Source organism: Pedobacter sp. MR2016-24, assembly GCF_026239655.1.
GTDB lineage: Bacteria > Bacteroidota > Bacteroidia > Sphingobacteriales > Sphingobacteriaceae > Pedobacter.
Map to the genome: position 1 here is coordinate 745,795 of NZ_JAPIVO010000003.1, position 19,084 is coordinate 764,878.

Consider the following 19,084-nt stretch of genomic DNA (forward strand, 5'->3'; position numbering starts at 1 on the left):
ATCAAATTAGACAACGATGAAAAAAATAGCTATACTGGTAATGGTTCTCCTGACGAGTTTAAACTTTTCCTGCAAGAAAGGTTATCTGGATCAGGTACCTGACGACAGGCTAACCCTTGATGAAACCTTCGGCAGTCGCAGTGGCGCTGAAAAGTTCTTAGCAAACATTTATAGTGATATCCCTGACGAAGGCGAACAGCGCTTTGCCGTGCCATGGACTGCTGGCAGTGACGAAGCAGACTTTGTCTGGGGTTTTGCGCCAAGTAATACGATCAATACCGGTTCATACGATGCCACCAGCGGTGTAACCGGTACCTATTGGCAAAAATACTATAAAGCTATCCGCTCGGCTGGAATATTTATCTATAATATAGATAAAGTGCCGGATCTGCCAGCTAATTTAAAAGCCCAGTATAAAGCAGAAGCCAGAGCATTACGTGCAATGTATTATTTCCTGATGATGCGTTTATATGGTCCTGTAGTAATTACCGGTGATGCGGCAATTCCCGCAGATGCTGGTTATGAAGATATACAACTACCGCGGAATTCATTTGATGAGTGTGTAGACTATGTGAGTGCAGAAATGGATGCCGCAGCAGGTGCTTTACCTGTAACGACAAATAATGACAATAAGGGTCGCATTACCAAACCAATTATCCTTGCTTATAAAACCGAGCTGTTATTGTACGCTGCAAGTCCTTTATTTAATGGAAATACGGATTATGCAGCAATGAAAAACCCCGATGGTAAACAATTGATGAATCAGACTGTAGATGTGACAAAATGGAAAAAAGCAGCCGATGCTGCCAAATCATTTATAGATCAGTTTGTTCCGGGAACCTTTTCTTTATACCGCAAAAACGATGAAAACGGCAACTACAGTGCTTATCTGTCCTGCCGGGACGTAATGCTGGATGACTGGAATAACGAAGTTATTCTTTCGCGTAATAATAACAATATCCCGGGTCTGCAGTATGAGCGTGTACCTTATCACCAGGGTTACAGCAGTGAAGTTTCGGCCAGTGGTGGATTAGGTGCTACACAAAATATGGTAGATGCTTATTTTACAGCAAATGGTCGTTCTATTGATGATCCGGCTTCAGGTTATGTAGCAACAAACTATACCGGCTACCAGGCGCCCGGTGACAATACCGTTCGTGGTATCTGGAACTCATGGGCTAACAGGGAACCAAGGTTTTATGTTGGTATTACTTACAATGGCAGCAGGTGGCTGAATACCAATTCGGGTGATGTCATTACCTACACTTTCAATCACGGTAATTCCGGTAAAGAAACCGGCGGTAACGATTACTCTACTACTGGCTATATGGTACGTAAAAATGTAACTACAGGTACCTGGTATAATGGCGGCAGGTCATTGGTGATGTTGCGTTTAGCGCAAATATTCCTGGATTATGCAGAAGCATTAAATGAAGCAGAGCCAGGAAATGCAAATGTGTTGACTTACCTGAATATGATCCGTGAAAGGGCTGGCATACCGCAATACGGTTCGGCACAACTCGCTGCACCAGCAGATCAGGCAGCAATGCGCCTGGCGATCCGCAAAGAGCGCAGAGTAGAGCTTGCCTTTGAAAACGTGCGGTTCTTTGATGTACGCCGCTGGAAAATTGCAGAGCAGACAGACAATGGTCCGATCTACGGTTTAAATGTAACGGCAGATCCACCTGCGTTTTTCAATATCGTCCGTGTAGAAACACGTGTATTCCAGAAAAGACATTACCTGTTCCCTATCCCTCAAAATGATGTAAACAGTGATAAACAAATGGTACAGAACACGGGCTGGTAATAAATAATTGATAAGAAAAACAGATAAAAAAATGAACCTGAACAGATATATATTACTGGCTGCATTTTTTGTGATGGCCTTAACCATTTCATGCAGCAAGCAGCGCGTAGCTCCACCTTTTAAAACTAATGTTGAAAAAGCTGGTGCCCCGCCAAAAACGTGGAAAGAACACTGGTTTGAACATGACCGTGTGGTGGACCGCGTGTATTACGACGACAATGTTGCCTTCTACTATGATACAAACGTAGATAAATCCGTTACTTGGCCTTTCAAAGCGATGTCAGATGTATGGTCTTACTGTAAAAAAACTTATGGTTCCTTTGGAGATTCTACCAGGCTGTACGTAATTTTTCACCAGGGCATTTACGGAGGCGGTCACCCTGCTTCCTATTTTGATGCCTCTCATGATTACAGGAACACTTTAGATTGCGGTTTAGGCAACTGGACCACGCCTACAGGTGAGCAAATCGGACTCCCAATACATGAAATCGGTCATATTATCTGCGGTGCCAGTCACAATTCACAAGGTGCGCCATCTGACGTGATCTGGGGAGACAGCAAATTCATGGAGATATTCAATTACGATGTACTGATGAATATTGGCCGCGAAGATGAAGCCCAGAAAGTATATCAGCAAATGGTAGACAAAGATCCCTATGAAGAATACCCGGGAAGAAGATATCCCGGCGTTCGCTGGTTTATCAACTGGTTCTATCCTATCTATACCAAATATGGAAAAGGTGAAGTACTGAACAGATATTTTGCGGTTCTTGCCAACAACTATCCTAAAGTAGGAAATGTGTATACCCGCAATAAAGATATGAACCTGGGCGAATTTGTACATTTCTGGAGCGGTGCTACTGGTGAGAATCAAAAAGAGCAGGCCAAATTCGCTTTCGGAGCATACTGGACACCTACCATAGAAGCAGAATTTAATCAGGCACAATCGGATTTCCCGAAAGTGACTTACAAGTAAAAAAGAGCTAAACACACAAATGAAGGAAGACCCTGTGCGTATTTACTATACACAGGGTCTTTTAAAAAGGTTAAATAAAAAAACAATGAGAAAAACACTTTACCTTATTACTGCGCTATTATTAATGATGCCCGGTATATTAAATGCACAACTAAAGAGTAGCCAGGCACCGAAAAGCCTGAATCAGCTTCAGCAGGAATTTGTAGACCTCCGTTTCGGAATGTTTATCCATTTCAATATCCCTACTTATATGGATCAGGACTGGGCAGATCCGATGGCCTCTCCTGCTATTTTCAACCCCACCAGGCTTGATTGCGACCAATGGGCAAAGGCGGCTAAATCTGCAAATATGACTTACGGATGCATCACGACAAAACACCACAGCGGTTTCTGTATCTGGGATACTAAAACTACTGATTACAGTGTGATGAGCAGTCCGTATAAAAAAGATGTGGTTAAAGAATACGCAGATGCTTTCAGAGCAAATGGATTGAAAGTATTCCTCTACTATTCTATCCTCGATACCCATCACCAGTTGAGACCAAACAGTATTACCCCCAAACATATAGACATGGTGAAGGCGCAGATTAAAGAACTGATGACCAACTATGGTGAAATAGGCGCGTTGATCATTGACGGCTGGGATGCACCCTGGTCAAGAATTTCTTATGATGATGTCCCGTTTGAAGAGATTTACAAACTCGTAAAATCTATACAGCCAAACTGCCTGGTAATGGATCTGAATGGTGCGAAATATCCCGCAGAAGGATTGTACTATACAGATATTAAAACCTACGAGCAGGGAGCTGGTCAGCATATTTCTAAAGAAAACAACTTTATGCCGGCATTATCCTGTCTGCCATTGCAGGCAAACTGGTTCTGGAAACTAAAACATCCCGATGTTGCTGTTAAAAGTCCGGAAAAACTGGTTAGAGAAGACATTATCCCTTTTAATAATGTAAACTGTAATTTCATTTTAAACGTAGCTCCTAACCGTGAGGGACGGTTTGACGACAATGCTTTAGCGGCATTAAAACAGATCGGTAAAATCTGGAAAAATGAAGGCCCATTGGCTAAACTTCCTCCATTGGAAGCACCCATCATTTCGCATAACCTGGCAAAAAAACAAATATCAAATTCCAGCTGGAGTGATGATTCTGCGATTATGGATTTTGCGAATGATGACGACTTTAGTTCTTCCTGGATTTCCAATCCTACGGTGAGCAGCCCATGGTACGAAATAGATTTTAAACGCAATACAGCACTCAACACCATTGTCATTGCAGAGGAAAAACCTAATATCAGCACTTACAAGCTCGAATATTATGCAAATGGTAGCTGGAAGCCTTTGTTTGATGGTGAAAATAAACAGAAGATCAAAATTCATCGTTTTGACAGCGTAAAGGCTGAGAAGGTGAGAATGGCGATCGCCAAATCAGATCATCAGGCCTCTATAGCTGAGTTTCAGATCTATAACGAAAAGCGATAAAAAAAAATCACAAACGGGCCGGTGAACTATGTTTTCCGGCCCTTCTTTTTTTGGAATGACACGCTCCATAATAATACGAACACGATCACTAAAGCCAGCATATTCAGATAAGTTGCCCAGCGGTAGGCCACTACAAAATCAGGAAGAGCCAGGCCTTTATCAAGCCTATAAAAAAACAGCCCTCCGGTAAGCGCAACACCTACTGCAATAGCAGTTTGCTGAGCTGTAGAATAGATGCCGGAAGCATTTCCCGCAAACGATACAGGAATCGTTTTCAGTGAAAAGCTCATTAGCGAAGGCAGAACACTCCCGCAACCCATACCGTAGCTAAACAAAAGCAGGTATATCCCATATGCGGGCTGATGCGCCCGCAAACAAATCAGATGTCCAATCAATGAAAAAATCATCAGTAATACCGCTGCCATGATCACTTTATGTCCATAAATCACTATCAACCTGGCAGATAATATTGATCCCACCACATACCCGATACCCTGAAGGACAAATAAAAGACCTACATAGGCAGACGAAATATGAAACCCATCCTGCATGAGCATTCCTGTAATCAGAAAATAAGAGTCCTGAGCAATGAAATAAAAGAAGGAAACTATAATACCGCTTTTGAAATAGTGGTCTCTGAACAAATCTAAATTGAGTAAGGTCGCTGCGTTTTTTTTAAGCCGGCTATTTTGTTGAAAGAGCAGCATGCAGAAAACAGGTACCGACAAAAGCAGCAGCAGTATACTCCAGAGAGGCCACCCCAGTTCTCTTCCCTGAATCAGGGGAAATAAAAGCGACAGCAAAAATACAGTCAATAAAAATAGTCCCCTGTAATCAAAGCGCTCAGTTCCGTAGGGCTGATCTGCTGGTAAATACTTAAACGCGACCAGTGCCGAGAAAAAACCAATCGGAATATTGATCAGAAAAATCAAACGCCAACCATCAATTACCCCAAAAGGTACAATATCCATATGAACAACCGGTAGTAAACCACCTAAAAACTGCCCTGCCACGGAAGCAATTCCAGCAATGCTTCCATAGATACCCAGCGCTTTCGTCCGTTCTTCTTTCCCGGAAAAAATAGTCTGGATTAAAGTTAAACCCTGCGGAACCATAAATGCGGCACAAATTCCCTGCAGCGCACGGGAAAGGTTTAATTGTAATGGCGACTGTACAATACCACATAAAAATGAGGCGATGGTAAAACCAAGCATAGCGAGAATTAACACTTTTTTCCTGCCAAACTTATCCCCTGCCTTACTTCCGTAAATCAGAAAAATCGCATAAGCAATCACATATGCTGCAATTACAAACTGCAGGTCTGCGTCGCTGGCCAGGAGTCCTTTCTGAATAGAGGGGAGCGCTACGTTTACGATAAAAATGTCCAGAACCGAAAGAAATACGGTAGATGATAAAACTAGAAGTAAAATGAATTTAAACTGTTGCTGTGCCATAAAATGTCCGGACAATTACGCGTAAAAGGTTTATTTACGCTATTTTCGGCTGTAAATGTGACGCTATTCAGCCGGCATTTCAAGTAGGAATAAAAATGATACCTGGTATGGAAAACACAACTATTGATGATAATCAACATGATACATTTGAAAATAATATCTTTCCCGGGAAAAATAGCTGTCCGGTTACCAACGCATTAAAGATTTTAAGCGGAAAATATAAACTTCCCATCATTGAGGCCATTACAGAAAATTGCGCCAGAAGGTTTGGGGAGCTGAGACGGGAACTTGATAATGTTGCCCAGGCCACACTCACTACTCAGCTTCGTGAACTTGAACGTGATGGAATTATAGAGCGTTATGCCTATGCGGAATCGCCACCCAGAGTAGAATATAAACTCAGCCTTTTAGGGCAAAGTCTCCTGCCTGTAATTGAAGTATTAAAAACCTGGAATGATCAGTATTGCCAGCAACGCGTATAAAGAAAAAGCGGAAATGACACATCCGTTCATTCCCGCTTTTTTAAATTAACGCTCTCCATATAAAGACGAACTGAAAAGCCAAATATTGTATGGCGTTAAAAATAAATAAAGACATGCTCCTATCAATGAGCTGTCCGCACTATCCTTATTTTCCCAGAGACCTTACTTTATACCTGCGGTAAGAAACTATAGCCAGTAAAGCCACAATAGTGATCGTCACATAAACCCATGCCGGTATTGGAACCGGATCACCTTGCGCATAAGAATGCAGTCCGGTAAGATAATAGTTCACCCCAAAATAGGTCATGATAATCACTGAAAAGGCCAGCAACGATAACAGGTTAAAAAGATATTTGCTCCTCATGGCAGGTATCAGCCTTACATGTAATACAAAAGCATAGACAATTACGGAAATAAAAGCCCAGGTTTCTTTAGGATCCCAGCTCCAGTAACGGCCCCAGCTTTCATTTGCCCAGATTCCGCCGAGGAAGGTACCAACCGTAAGTAAAAATATCCCGACAGTGAGCGACATTTCGTTTACAATGGTTAATTCTACCACTGAGCTCCTTACCCTGGCACTGATTTTTTTATGGTCAATAATATACAGCAACAATACTACCGTACCAAGCAAAGCACTTAAACCAAAGAAACCGTAACTGGAAGTAATAATAGCCACATGCACCATTAGCCAGTATGACTTAAGGACGGGTACAAGCGGAGTAATCTGCGGGTTCATCTGAGAACCCCCGTGTGCAAATCCCATCAGGATTACAGCGATAAGACATCCCGCAGCGGGAATAAAAGCATTACTGTTCCTGTACAACAATAGTCCGGCCATTACGCCTATCCAGCTGATGAACATGACTGCCTCATAGCCATTACTCCAGGGTTCATGACCAGAAATATACCAACGTACTGCCAGTCCGAATAACTGTAACAAGGCAGCAATACTAATCATTACCAGCACAAAATTTATCGTTTTTCGCAAGCCATTCGCATTGCTGAACAGACTTCCGAAAGCCAGTGCAAGAATTACCGTCCCCAATAAGGCATAGGTGATCATAAGGTTCAGGAAAATATTCCAGGAGTTGTAACCAACTTCCATGTCAATCTTAGTGAGAGAGGGAACTACAGCTTTTCCCAGTTGAAACTGCACTTGTTTGAGGTTCTCCAGCTGCTGTTCCGGAACGCTCCAGTTTCCTGATTTTGTGGCTTCAAAAATACTGGTCAGATAAAGTGTTGCCGGGTTGCGCAGTGCTGCATCACCAGCTATCGTTGGGATAGGTGGTGTTACCCAGGTATTGTTCGCGTCACCTGCTACAGGAAATACCCGGAGGTACTGTCCGTTCAGCAATTGCTGCATGACCTGCAGTTTGTCATTCAGCTCTATCAAATCTTTATCATAGCCATCCTGCTCAGATGCTTTCTTCGCAAAAGCTTTCAGGTAAGCATCCTTCAAACGAAAATCGATAGTTCCATCCGCACCTATACTCAGCAGGTTCACCATAGTGGTGTACCCTTCCGGATTAGCCTTAACAGTTTCCAGCAGACCAGGGCCTCCCTTGCTGCCTACCTTGATCAGGGGAACGTTCACCCAGTCGAATGGCAGTGTAGACACGGATAGGAAAAACTGATTGGCATTCAGCGTATAAAACTTATCCTTGTGATACAGTTTTCGCAAAATCTCCAGCGCCATGGTATTTACAGGTTCGATCCGGCCGTCTATATTTTGGACAAGCAAACGTCCAAAGCTGTCCGCATGATCCCGGTCAATGTGGATTGTACCTGCAAAGGTGGCTGCATCAACAGTTTGTCCCGCAAGGAGTCTCTGCATATCAGCCACATGGTTGTGATCTGCAGCAGGAGCTGCTATAGTATCACCTGTATGGGCATGCTGACTATGGTCTGCAGTTGTTCCACCGTCCTTCCCATGCATATCTATCTCCTGACTAAAAGCAGCAGTTCCAGGCAGAAAAACAAGTAACAACAATAAGGTTTTGGAACGGGATATGGTTTTAAGCTGTTCGTTAAGTTTGGAAAAGTGGGTTCCCTTCCAGAACAAGGTGACAAATAGCCCCCCAAAGAGTAAGGTATAACCTATATAGGTAATATTCGTACCCCAGTAATCATGGTTTACAGAAAGAACTGTCCCCAGTTCATCCTGGTCAAAGCTCGACTGGAAAAAACGGAACCCATCCTGGTCAAGTACGTGGTTCATATATATTTTGTAAGGGCGTTCGCTGTGACCATCATGAATCATCATATCAGATGAATAAGATGCTGGGCTGTTACTTCCCGGATACTTCTCCATTTTAAAGTCCACCAGCTTCAGGGAGAATGGCGCTTTATAAATTTTTGAGCCGTAGGCCATTGCAATCGGCAAGCCCCCTACCTCACTCTGAAACTGAAAATTGGTCATTCCCCGGCCACCATAAAAAGACACTGTATCAACTGCACTGGCTGTGGTTACTTCTACCTTAACCAAATCCAGGTCATGCTCATGCGTTCGTTTGTCGCCTTCATAATAGATAATATTGCCCGGGCGGGCGGGCTCAGGAACTACAAATGCAAGGCCGCCGTAAGTATAAAGGCTTCTCAGGTGAAAGTCCTGTGATTTGTTATCTGCCGTTACCACTTTTCTTTCCTGGGTAGCCATGATCATATAATTCCCTTCATAGGGTGAAGCAATTTGATAACCCGTAAAACCATCGGTGATATTGATCGCACCGGTTGTTGGTTTGTTATAGCTGATGATCATGTTCTGCACCAGGAGTACATTACCCGTCTGGATATATTTATTGACACGTTTACCATTTTCTAACACCACCAGGTGTAAAACCGGTTTCCCTGCCGGGTTAAGTACCAGCGAATCCTGTGCACGTGCATAGAAATCAACCACTTTCAGCTGCACTCTTTCCCCTTTGTAATCATACTTGGCAACAAATGTTTTTTTGAAAGACTTGAGGTACCAGGGTACGTTATTAGAGATGAGTATTGCCGGGATATCATCATAAGCCAATGCCTGCTGCTCCTGACCAATCTGTACCTTGAAAAAAGTCTCGTCAGATACCACATCATTACTCATCTCCCCTTCCCTGATATGCATGGAACCTTCGTAGCTGATGTACCTGGTCACATAGCCCCCGATAAAAATAATGATGAATGCAAGGTGAAACACCAGCAGCGGAAGCTTTTTCAGCGAGATCAACTGATATCTTTTGATGTTACCAATAAAGTTCAAGATCAGAAAAAACATCACCAGTTCGAACCACCAGCAGTTGTAAATCAATGCTTTGGCCACTGCCGTTCCGTAATCGTTTTCTACGAAAGTGGCCAGCGCCATAGAGAAAGCATAAAAAAGTAATAAAGCACCCATAGTTCGGGTAGAGAAAAGGATCTTGCTGAATTGTGATATCATTTGTTGTGTTTGCTGCGCCTTATTAGTCCAGGCGGGCACATATTAGATATTTTTTACGCGTCACGATGAAAATATTCCAAAAAAAGATAATAAGATGATATACCTGCATGAATTTTAAGCGCAAATGACCTTGTTGTGAAATTTACCCAAAGCATCAGCCAGGCTTCTTTTTTACATTTATGCCTGGTATTAAGGCAAAAAATCCTGCACCTAATGGCGAACAAATTACCTGGCCCCTGATTCGGCGCAGGAAACAATAATTGTAAAGTAACATCTGCCAAATGATTCAGGATTTTATAATTTAGAAGAAAATCAGCAAGATGAAAAAGCAAATCCACAATCCCTTCATTCTGGCATTAAAGGCCCATAATCTGACCGTTGAAATCCATCAGCATTCCGCTTATCAAATCGTTCTGTCAAACGATACGCCTTTTACCTCAACTATTGCCGGGCAAAAGAATGAAAGGATTCATGGTTTTGTAATTAAACCACATGTGCCACATTTTTGCATGGCCGAAAAAGGAACATTGAATGTTTTAAATATAGAACCCTACTCTACTATCGGATTGGAGCTTTCAGGCAGGTTTGATGCCGATCAGGATGCCATTGTCTTTCATACACCTGCTGAAACGAATGCTTTCTTGGCAACAAGTAAGGATACCTTTGATATTTATACCATTATTGAAGGGTTACTTTCAAAATTGCCACCAGTTCAGTATGATGAACGGGTAGCAAAAATAGTTGAATACATCAAAGTCAATTCTTCTCAGCAGAATATTACTCCGCAAACATTTGCTGATATTGTTTTCCTGTCTCCTTCCCGTTTGGCTGCATTATTCAAAGCGCAGACAGGCAGCAGCTTATCCAGGTATCTGCTATGGACAAGGCTTCGCCAGGCTATTTATCTTACGCTTTCCGAAAAAGAACGGAGCCTGACCGACATTGCATACGATACCGGTTTTTACGATCTGCCGCAACTGAATAAATACATGTACGCGATGTTTGGTATGCCCCCGACAGCTTTAAAACATAACAGTGATCTGATACAAGTTTACTAGTATCGCTATTGCCAAATTTGTGCTATCAGTTAACAATTAAAAGATAGCAAAATGAAAGCAATAGCGTATCATAAGTTTGGAAACACAGCTGTATTACAAACATCAGACGAACCAGCACCTGTTATTCAGTCAAACCAGGTATTGGTAAAAGTAAATGCCGTTTCGATCAATCCGATGGATTGGAAAATCAGAAAAGGCGAAATGAAATTGATGTCCGGTTCAACATTCCCGAAGCATACCGGAGTTGAGTTTGCTGGTGTTATCGAAGATGCCGGAAACTCGGATTTTAAGAAAGGCGACGAAGTTTTCGGAGTTGTAAAAAACACGATGAAGCAAGGCGCATTAGCAGCCTATGTTGCTGTACCTTCAACATTTCTCTGGAAAAAACCGGCGGACATCAGTTTTCCTGAGGCTGCTTCCATTCCTGTTGCTGGTGCAGCTGCTGTTACCATACTGGAAAAAATGGGCGATATAGCTGCAAATACTCAAATTCTGGTAAATGGCGCTACTGGTGGTCTGGGCATGTTTCTACTGCAATTATTAAAACAAAAAGGAGCAAATGTAACAGCTGTGGCCAATACAAAAGCGGTAGCAGCTGCTAAAAAATGGGGAGCAGATTCCGTAATCGATTATACCCTGGAAAATGTTCTTGCCGGGCAGAAAACTTATGATATCGTGATTGACCTGTCGGGCAAAATGGGCTATAAAAGTGCTAAAAAGATCATGAAGGCCAAATCTCTGTTTTTAAATCCTACGCCTAAGCCTATTGAAATACCCATTTCGCTTTTAAAAAATCTATTTACCAGCAAAAAGCATGTGGTGATCCTCTCCCAGCCCGCTGCAAAACATATAGCTGTATTGCTGAATGCAATGAATAAGGGCTTGCAAATTGAAATTAATAAAATCTTTCCGTTTACGCAATCTGTAGCAGCCTATCAATACGCGGAAAAAGGTGGTGTGATTGGCAAAGTAGTGATTGAGCTATGATCACGAAAATTGATCATACCATTAAGTATGGTAAACAACACGACGGTTTTGGTGTACAGACTCTCTATCCCGGGCTGATCCGTAAAGAATTAAACGACAGTGGATTTTCCACCCTGGGAAGAATTGACCATGCCAGGATCAACACAGGCACGCTGATCCCCATGCATCCGCATCAGGACGATGAAATATTGACTTATTTGCGGAGCGGCCGGGTGGAGCATCGGGATTCAGCAGGTTTCAGTCACATGATTTCTAAAGAAACAATGATGATGATGAATGCAGGCGGGAAATTTTCTCACGAGGAACTGGTACTGGAAGACGGAGGCGTATTGGAAGGACTGCAGATTTTCATCAGACCGGAAAGCGGCGGTTTATTGCCAAAGGTGCAGTTCCATCAGTTATCACAAAGTTATAGCATCAACCACTGGAGAAAATTGGCAGGCAGGGGTGTGGATTATCCTTTGCAAATAAGAAGTCAGACCTGGGTGATGGACATGCGTCTGGAAACAGGCAGAGAAACTTTATTACCTGAGGAGCCTGATTCAAATACCGCCTTTCTGTTCTATGTATTTACAGGGGAGGTTCAGGTGAACGAAAACATGCTTCTGTCCGCAGGAGAGAGTGTGTTAATTGAAGGAGAACAGCCCTTTTTTCGCGCGATGAAAACCAGTGATCTCGTGTTATTCATCACACAAACAAATGCTGTGCATTTTGATGGCGGCATGTACAGTGGTAACCTGAAATAATTCCAGGTTCGTTAAGAACAGTGATTTGATACAAGTTTCCCTATCCATTTCAACAGACCTTTACATTATAAAACTTAACAAAAAATATATACTGATGAAAAAGAAAATTGTAATACTCGGTGCCACCGGAACAGTGGGCAGTAAAATCTCAGCAATCCTTTTAAACGAAGGTCACCAGGTAACATTAATTGCAAGGCACACCGAAACGTTAGAAAAATACCGCGAACAGGGTGCAACAATAGTAACAGCTGATATCACCAATGTTGATATATTGACAAATGCTTTTAAAGGCGCAGACAGTGCTTTTGTACTGATGCCGGATAATGTGAAGGCAGAAAATACGAGAGCTTATCAAAGAGAGGTGACGGGCAGGCTGATCGAAGTCATCCAAAATTCGGGCATCAGCTATATTGTCAATATGAGCAGCCTGGGTGCGCACATGCATGAAGGTACTGGCGTCATGGCTGGCACAGGTGAGCAGGAAGTAAGGTTAAACCAGTTAAGGGATGTAAATGTGTTACATCTCCGCTCTGCCTATTTCATGGAAAATCTCCTCAGGACTATCAGTGTGGTTAAAAACAGGGGTATTAACGGTACAGCAGCAGATGGTGATCATGCCATACCAATGGTAGCTACACAAGATGTTGCCAAAGTTGCTGCCGGATATCTGTCCGGTCTTGACTTCCAGGGTAAGGTAGTCCAGGCCGTAATGGGACCTGGAAACTACAGCCTGCGGGAGTTTACCGGCATTATTGGAAAAGCTATCGGCAAACCTGATCTGGCCTATGTGCAATTTCCGGTGGATCAGGCAAAACAGGCGTTTTTAAAGAACGGGTTCTCATCAGATTTTGTAGACAATTTGATTGAAATGGGAACAGCCATCAAAACCGGATTCATGAATTATCAACAAAGAGATGATTCAACTACCACCTCTACCACAGCAGAAGAATTTGTAAATGAGGTTTACCTCAGGGCCTATAATGCCTCATAAACAAATAGCAATTTAAGAACCGACATAGATTTATGATAAAAACAATGGAAACAAAAATGCCTCTAAATTTACTTTAGAGGCATTTTTGCTGTGAAGACTCAATAGGATAAATATCCTTATGAATTATACTGCAGGTGTTGCTGCCGCAACTTTTACCATTGCTTTTTTGATCTTTCTAGGTATTCTAGTTTTTGGCGTAGTCGCTATTGCTGCATTTGTTTCTTTTCCCATTTTTGATTTAGATTATTGTAAAGCTGATCTTTTAAGGCGACCAACTCTTGCAAGGTACACTAAATAATGCGCTAAATCAGACAATGCTTCGAATTTGGGCTTGCAAAGCCGGACTATTCTTTCAGGCTGAAACCAGAAAATCTAATCCGTATGCCCCTCACTGCTTTCGAATCCCAGCAAAGTCAGCCTTACCGGTCTGGATGAAACTTTATGCTTCGTCACTTTACTAAAGTCTTCAAGACTGATCTGCTGCACTTCACCAGCTGCCGGAACGGCAACATAAGCATACTTGGCAGTGGCTTCAAGCACAGGTTTATAAGTATCAGTTGAAGCCACAGCAGAAACCACGGTCCCATCTTTTTTTAACGTGCCGGTCAGCAGGTCATAAATACGCAATTTGCCATCCAGTGTTAATATCAGCAGATTTTTACCCGCGTAATCCACTTTACACTGGTAAGCATCATTTCCCGCATAGAGAGGTGTAATTTTATTTCCGCTGAGATCTATCATGTATGCGCCTTTTGTAGCCACATAACCAATAAACTTTTTTGCAGATGCTGCATAATAAATGCTTGCCAAACGGAACGCACCAAAGCCTTCCGGGTTTGGGATTAGACGTTGTTCGCCAGATGCACTCACCACCAATACCCCTCCTGCCGTTGATGACGCAGAAGTAAAGCCACCAAAAACAGCTACGTTTCCGTCACTGGCATTACCATGAATACTGCCAATTTCCAATGTAGCAGCATGTACCTGTCCACCGGTCTTATTGATAACTTTTACACGGTTTGGCGATGCTCCGCTAGTGGCAGCAACCGTAACCGCATAAGTACCGTTGGCAAACTGGGCCATTGCACCATGGTGAGGCAATAAACCAGCGTTGATCACGCCAAATTTTGCACCGGCAACGTTGAAATCTGCATCATTGCCCACACTCAGCGTACCGTCACCATCATTAAAGATTAACGATTCAGTTCCTCTGCTTTTAAAATGTGTTGGCTTGATGCCTGTAGCGGTAATGGCAGACCATTGTGGTGCCCGGTCTACATCAACATGATCCTCATGAGAAAGCAGGCCGCTGTCAAATACTTCTGCCAGATTCTGACTACCATACAATACCGCAGCATAGCGGTTGGATGCTGTACCGTAAAGATTTGCCAATGGATATTTAGCAGTGAAAGTACCAACCTTTCCCTCGAAAGGATCCAGTAAGCTGAGTTGTGTACTGAGCTCATCACTCACCAGCACGCGTACATATTTATATTCTTTTGCTGCAGTATCCTGCTCAGGAACTGTTGGATCATCATCCTTTTTACACGCCGTAAAGGCAAATGCGATCATAAGTACCAGACCTAATTTTTTGAAGTTGTTTTTAGTGTTCATAAAATTGTATAAATGTTTGAATGGGGTTCAGATGAACCGGGGTTAAATGTTTGATATGATTGTTATAGAATTTTGATACTTAAACCTTTGATAGTTTGCCAACCCTCTTTATCAGTCAGGCGAATCATAAAATGATAATCTCCGGGATCTATATCGGCAGGTACAGTAATTTCCTGCTGCACTTCAAAATTTGCCAGTCCTGCGGTAATAGGATAACTCTGGATAAAGAGAAATGGCTTAACAGGTGCTTTTATCGCATCCATTCCACAAGTTTCTACCTCGGTACTATGGGTGTGGTGATCAAAGTTGTGATGGATATCTACACTAACAGATCCGAGTGTAGTATTGTCGCTTAACCGGGCACGGAAGATAAATTTTTCACCGCGTTTTACCGTGCTGCATTGTTTTGGGAAAGCAGCGGCGCCATCAATATGAATCACCGGATATTCGGTATCAATTTGAGTCGCATCCTCCTTTTTACAAGAGATGACAAATAACAGCGCGATGGAAAAGAAATAGAGTAAGTACTTTTTCATTTGAGATAGATTAATAAGGATTAATTGATAACTACAGGGATTTCTATATATTGAAAATAGCCCATGTTGTAGCTGGTGTTTTGATAGACCACGCCATAATAATAAGTGCCGGATTCCCAGATTTTCACTCCACTGACAGGGTTGGCTTGTGGCAGATTATTATCAGTAGCAGCGCCAATAGTGAGACTTGGAAAAGTACGGATGGAGGTATTGGTACTCAGGTCATATACTGAATTAGAAAAATGGTCAGTATTTGCCCAGCCCTTATGTTCATATACATCATACACTATCACCTTGCTGAAATCAATTTTATCAATAGACTCAGGACGGTGGTTCAACTTTTTGTTGATCAGCAGCAAATACATTTTGCCATCACCTTTCACACCAGAGATGGTTACCTGTGAAACGAATTTATCGCCTTTTTTCAGCGAAGCGCCTGGATTGATAAAATTCCCGGTACGGTAAAAACGCTCGTCATTCTTGAAAATAGTGAAAATGCTGGCTACAGGGTTAACCGGAACATTAGCTTCCGCATAAATAGTAAGACTCTTTTTTAATTCCAGCTTGCTCCCATTCTGATCATTTACAATAATGACAAAATCATACTTACCCTCAACTGCATCAGTAGGGATATAAAAGTGTTTATGAACGGTAGCATTTTTTGCATCCTTGTACTGGTCCCAGGTAATTTCATGACTCCATGCTTTTGCATATATCTCGCCGCTGCGGGGCAAAATCTTCACCTGTACATTTTCTATTTTTCCACTTACCAATACCTCGGCATTGAAGTGAAAATCTTTACCGATTACCCCTGTTTCGTTATTATTCAAACCAATTTCCAGGTTTTCAATAGCGGGCGGCTGTAATTCAGCTTCGTCGTTGCTGTCTTTCTTACATGCCGTGAAGCTGATGGCAATAAGAAAAAGCATCAGCATTGAGCCTTTCTTTGTCATAAATTTTGTGTGTTGAAGTTTCATCATTGATTAATTGTTTTATTGTTAACGAGGTACAGAATGTATATTAAATGGTATTTTCAGCGACAGAATAATGTTCCGCCCGGCTTCTGGCAGTTCTATCAGCCGGTAGAAACTGGTATGGTTCAGGTAGCGGGTATCCAGCAGGTTCTGAGCCTGTAAACTGATCATGACAGGCCGACTATATATGCGGATCTTTGTTCCTGCCTGCACATTGATTACCTGGTAACCTGGTGTTTTCTTTTCCGGTGGTACAATATTTTCCTGTGCAGCTGTCACGCGGTAATCGACTGAGAAGTAGCTATCTTCCACACCTTTTATTTGTGGCGACCAGGTGAGATTAAATAATGCAGATGCCGGAGGCGAGAAAGGCAGCGTATATCCTTTTTTATCGCCGGATAACTGCTTTGCATAAAGGTACTCGGCCAGTACTTCCGCACTCAGGTTTTTAAAAAGCTGATATTTGAACTGCAGCTCTCCCCCATAACGTTTTACCCTGCTTTGCGCATACTGAAATACCTGGTTACCTGCACCGTAAAAATAATCATGTGCAGCCGTCGGGTTCAGGTAGATATAATTAGAAAAGTAATTGTAAAAAGGACTCAGCTGAACGGACCAGCGCGGGGCAGTCCAGGTTAAACTCAGATCTGCCTGGTATGATTGCTCCGGAGATAAGTCAGCATTACCGCGCTCATAACTAAAATAATGATAGTTTACTCCATTAGCACCCAATTCTTTAGCAATAGGCATCCTGAAGCTTTTACCCACATTGGCTTTCAGACTGAAGCCGCCTTCGGGGTTATAATTTAGTCCGGCCGACCATACCAGGCTATTGAATGTACGGCTAAGGTTTGCTGCGCGGCTTAATTTTTCTGTTACCGTTTCCCCGTCAATAGTAACCGTAGAGTTAAACCAATCCTGGTATGCGAACATATTGATACGGCCATGGTCATATCTCAAAGCCCCGTGCAGTAAAACCGCTTCACTCAGTTTAAACTTATCATACACGAAAGCTCCTGCTGTAATCTGTTTAAAGGCAGGAACCAGAAAACTCCAGCCAAATATATCATTGTGCTGTAGCTCCAGATTAGCACCGACCTTAACTTCATGCCTGCCCAACGTGATGTTGTCCCGCAGGTTAACACTATATACCTCTTTATCAAACTCCCTTTCCAGGTCGGCAGGAATTTCCAATCCATCCGGGTAAACTGGTGGCATATAACCATGATTTACATACTGGCTAAACTCCTGTCTGAAATTATGCTGATAGCCCAGTTCCATTTCCAAACGGTGCCCGGGCAATTGTAATTCGCTATGGTTAATCGCTTTCCAATGATTTACTTCCTGATTTGGCATCAGGATATCACGACCCGATCTGTCATGCAAAACCTCATCTACCCTCCTCGGCTCCAGTCCGTGGGCATTTGCAAAAAAACCGCTTTTACTAAAGCTATTACTCAGGTAAAATACAGAGCGGAAATGATCATTTACATAACCGGCATTCAGGTGCAATCCTGTTTCTTTACCGGCCGTATTCCGCAAATAGTTTTTATACAGTTTAACTGCATAATCATACACATAAACCTGGTCAGTCGGCACACGATAGTCGCCATAATCCTGCAAAGTAGCCCTGGCATCGAAAAACCAGTGTCGGTTTCTTCCATATAGATTCACAGAAGTTCCATAAAGGCTATTGTTGGTTTTACCGATCAGATCAACTGATCCACCTAAAGTATGAGGTACCGGTACTGCCGGGGGTTTGATATCTATGGCGCCCCCTATCGCATCAGATCCATATACAAAAGATGCCGCCCCTTTAATCAGTTCTATTTCTCCGGCGGCGAACTGGTCAATCTCCAGACCATGGTCGGCTCCCCATTGCTGCCCCTCGTGTTTTACCCCTTTATCCACAACAACTACGCGATTAAATCCTAAGCCCCGGATCAATGGTTTTGACTGCCCTGAACCAATACCGATCGTCTTGATACCCGGTAAACGTTCAAGTGTTTTCATCAGGCTGCCCCCCAGGTTTCGCTGGATAAAGTCAGCATTTACGACATCGACGTTGAGCGATTCTTCCTGTCTGCGTAATTCGATATGTTTATCTATCACCTTTACTTCGTCCAGCTGATGATGTAAGCGATGTAAGGTGAGCGGAATAGCTAAATCTTGCGAATGCAGTTCTACCTTAACAAGCACTTCCCTAAAATCCGGAAAGCTTGCTTTTAATTCGTAATTCCCTTTATCCAGATCAGTCAATACATAATACCCATTGACATCAGTTTTTACCTGCAGGGTCCCCGGATATAAACTAATCATCACGCCTTTAAGCGGTTGCCGTTGGGCATCCGTGATCTTACCCGACAAAACAAGGCTTTGGCCCTGTACTTCAATAGCAGCAAAGGCAAGGACTAATACAATAAAAAGTATCTTCACGTAAAATGAAGTTAATAGCGTTTGTGTAGCCAATAAGCGATACATGCGTTCGGAGAACCCAGGTATTGCTATGCGCAGACGCCAAGATGAATAGATAGAAATTATAGGAAAATACG

Annotated in this window: 14 protein-coding genes; 8 read left to right on the forward strand and 6 right to left on the reverse strand. The window is 42.7% G+C overall.

From position 1 onward, the window contains the following. Positions 1 to 16: 16 nt before the first annotated feature. The 3 genes from OQX62_RS11020 to OQX62_RS11030 all read left to right on the forward strand — a co-directional run bounded on the left by OQX62_RS11020 (position 17) and on the right by OQX62_RS11030 (position 4,272). Positions 17 to 1,807: a RagB/SusD family nutrient uptake outer membrane protein gene (locus OQX62_RS11020; RefSeq protein WP_265831582.1), complete on the forward strand. Its 1,791-nt coding sequence runs from the start codon at positions 17 to 19 to the stop codon at positions 1,805 to 1,807. 31 nt (positions 1,808 to 1,838) lie between these two features. Further along, on the forward strand, positions 1,839 to 2,783 hold the full coding sequence (locus tag OQX62_RS11025; protein ID WP_265831583.1) for a hypothetical protein: 945 nt from the start codon (positions 1,839 to 1,841) through the stop codon (positions 2,781 to 2,783). Positions 2,784 to 2,868: 85 nt separating this feature from the next. After that, the gene (locus OQX62_RS11030; RefSeq protein ID WP_265831584.1) at positions 2,869 to 4,272 is read left to right on the forward strand and encodes an alpha-L-fucosidase; all 1,404 of its coding nucleotides are present in this window, start codon (positions 2,869 to 2,871) and stop codon (positions 4,270 to 4,272) included. A 26-nt stretch (positions 4,273 to 4,298) separates the two neighbouring features. Here the strand turns inward: OQX62_RS11030 and OQX62_RS11035 are convergent, their stop codons facing one another. Beyond that, entirely contained in the window at positions 4,299 to 5,726 is a 1,428-nt protein-coding gene (locus OQX62_RS11035) for an MFS transporter (RefSeq protein ID WP_265831585.1), read from the reverse strand. A 107-nt stretch (positions 5,727 to 5,833) separates the two neighbouring features. Here OQX62_RS11035 and OQX62_RS11040 point away from each other — a divergent pair, with 107 nt between their 5' ends. Then, on the forward strand, positions 5,834 to 6,208 hold the full coding sequence (locus tag OQX62_RS11040) for a winged helix-turn-helix transcriptional regulator (protein WP_265831586.1): 375 nt from the start codon (positions 5,834 to 5,836) through the stop codon (positions 6,206 to 6,208). 145 nt (positions 6,209 to 6,353) lie between these two features. Here the strand turns inward: OQX62_RS11040 and ccsA are convergent, their stop codons facing one another. Further along, positions 6,354 to 9,626 carry a cytochrome c biogenesis protein gene (gene ccsA, locus OQX62_RS11045; protein WP_265831587.1) on the reverse strand — a complete coding sequence of 1,091 codons (3,273 nt, stop codon included), beginning with the start codon at positions 9,624 to 9,626 and terminating at the stop codon, positions 6,354 to 6,356. A 320-nt stretch (positions 9,627 to 9,946) separates the two neighbouring features. Here ccsA and OQX62_RS11050 point away from each other — a divergent pair, with 320 nt between their 5' ends. The 4 genes from OQX62_RS11050 to OQX62_RS11065 all read left to right on the forward strand — a co-directional run bounded on the left by OQX62_RS11050 (position 9,947) and on the right by OQX62_RS11065 (position 13,408). Further along, the gene (locus OQX62_RS11050) at positions 9,947 to 10,684 is read left to right on the forward strand and encodes a helix-turn-helix domain-containing protein (protein ID WP_265831588.1); all 738 of its coding nucleotides are present in this window, start codon (positions 9,947 to 9,949) and stop codon (positions 10,682 to 10,684) included. A 51-nt stretch (positions 10,685 to 10,735) separates the two neighbouring features. Beyond that, a complete protein-coding gene (locus OQX62_RS11055; protein WP_265831589.1) occupies positions 10,736 to 11,671 on the forward strand; it encodes an NAD(P)-dependent alcohol dehydrogenase in 936 nt (311 codons plus the stop codon). Next, on the forward strand, positions 11,668 to 12,417 hold the full coding sequence (locus OQX62_RS11060) for a pirin family protein (RefSeq protein WP_265831590.1): 750 nt from the start codon (positions 11,668 to 11,670) through the stop codon (positions 12,415 to 12,417). Before OQX62_RS11055 ends, OQX62_RS11060 begins: the two co-directional genes overlap by 4 nt. 94 nt (positions 12,418 to 12,511) lie before the next feature. Next, the gene (locus tag OQX62_RS11065; protein ID WP_265831591.1) at positions 12,512 to 13,408 is read left to right on the forward strand and encodes an NAD(P)H-binding protein; all 897 of its coding nucleotides are present in this window, start codon (positions 12,512 to 12,514) and stop codon (positions 13,406 to 13,408) included. A gap of 372 nt (positions 13,409 to 13,780) precedes the next feature. On the opposite strand, the gene OQX62_RS11070 is transcribed toward OQX62_RS11065, so the two are convergent. From OQX62_RS11070 to OQX62_RS11085, 4 genes are all read right to left on the reverse strand, one after another. Continuing rightward, the gene (locus OQX62_RS11070; RefSeq protein WP_265831592.1) at positions 13,781 to 15,022 is read right to left on the reverse strand and encodes a hypothetical protein; all 1,242 of its coding nucleotides are present in this window, start codon (positions 15,020 to 15,022) and stop codon (positions 13,781 to 13,783) included. Positions 15,023 to 15,084: 62 nt separating this feature from the next. Continuing rightward, positions 15,085 to 15,558, reverse strand: a complete 474-nt coding sequence (locus tag OQX62_RS11075) for a DUF4625 domain-containing protein (RefSeq protein WP_265831593.1) — start codon at positions 15,556 to 15,558, stop codon at positions 15,085 to 15,087. Positions 15,559 to 15,578: 20 nt separating this feature from the next. Continuing rightward, on the reverse strand, positions 15,579 to 16,511 hold the full coding sequence (locus tag OQX62_RS11080; RefSeq protein WP_265831594.1) for a DUF4625 domain-containing protein: 933 nt from the start codon (positions 16,509 to 16,511) through the stop codon (positions 15,579 to 15,581). Positions 16,512 to 16,556: 45 nt separating this feature from the next. Then, positions 16,557 to 18,968: a TonB-dependent receptor gene (locus OQX62_RS11085; RefSeq protein ID WP_265831595.1), complete on the reverse strand. Its 2,412-nt coding sequence runs from the start codon at positions 18,966 to 18,968 to the stop codon at positions 16,557 to 16,559. Positions 18,969 to 19,084: the final 116 nt, after the last annotated feature.

Coding starts and splice junctions, on each gene's coding strand:
- OQX62_RS11020 (WP_265831582.1), top strand. CDS start 17: ATGAAAAAAATAGCTATACTGGTAATGGTTCTCCTGACGAGTTTAAAC.
- OQX62_RS11025 (WP_265831583.1), top strand. CDS start 1,839: ATGAACCTGAACAGATATATATTACTGGCTGCATTTTTTGTGATGGCC.
- OQX62_RS11030 (WP_265831584.1), top strand. CDS start 2,869: ATGAGAAAAACACTTTACCTTATTACTGCGCTATTATTAATGATGCCC.
- OQX62_RS11035 (WP_265831585.1), bottom strand. CDS start 5,726: ATGGCACAGCAACAGTTTAAATTCATTTTACTTCTAGTTTTATCATCT.
- OQX62_RS11040 (WP_265831586.1), top strand. CDS start 5,834: ATGGAAAACACAACTATTGATGATAATCAACATGATACATTTGAAAAT.
- ccsA (WP_265831587.1), bottom strand. CDS start 9,626: ATGATATCACAATTCAGCAAGATCCTTTTCTCTACCCGAACTATGGGT.
- OQX62_RS11050 (WP_265831588.1), top strand. CDS start 9,947: ATGAAAAAGCAAATCCACAATCCCTTCATTCTGGCATTAAAGGCCCAT.
- OQX62_RS11055 (WP_265831589.1), top strand. CDS start 10,736: ATGAAAGCAATAGCGTATCATAAGTTTGGAAACACAGCTGTATTACAA.
- OQX62_RS11060 (WP_265831590.1), top strand. CDS start 11,668: ATGATCACGAAAATTGATCATACCATTAAGTATGGTAAACAACACGAC.
- OQX62_RS11065 (WP_265831591.1), top strand. CDS start 12,512: ATGAAAAAGAAAATTGTAATACTCGGTGCCACCGGAACAGTGGGCAGT.
- OQX62_RS11070 (WP_265831592.1), bottom strand. CDS start 15,022: ATGAACACTAAAAACAACTTCAAAAAATTAGGTCTGGTACTTATGATC.
- OQX62_RS11075 (WP_265831593.1), bottom strand. CDS start 15,558: ATGAAAAAGTACTTACTCTATTTCTTTTCCATCGCGCTGTTATTTGTC.
- OQX62_RS11080 (WP_265831594.1), bottom strand. CDS start 16,511: ATGACAAAGAAAGGCTCAATGCTGATGCTTTTTCTTATTGCCATCAGC.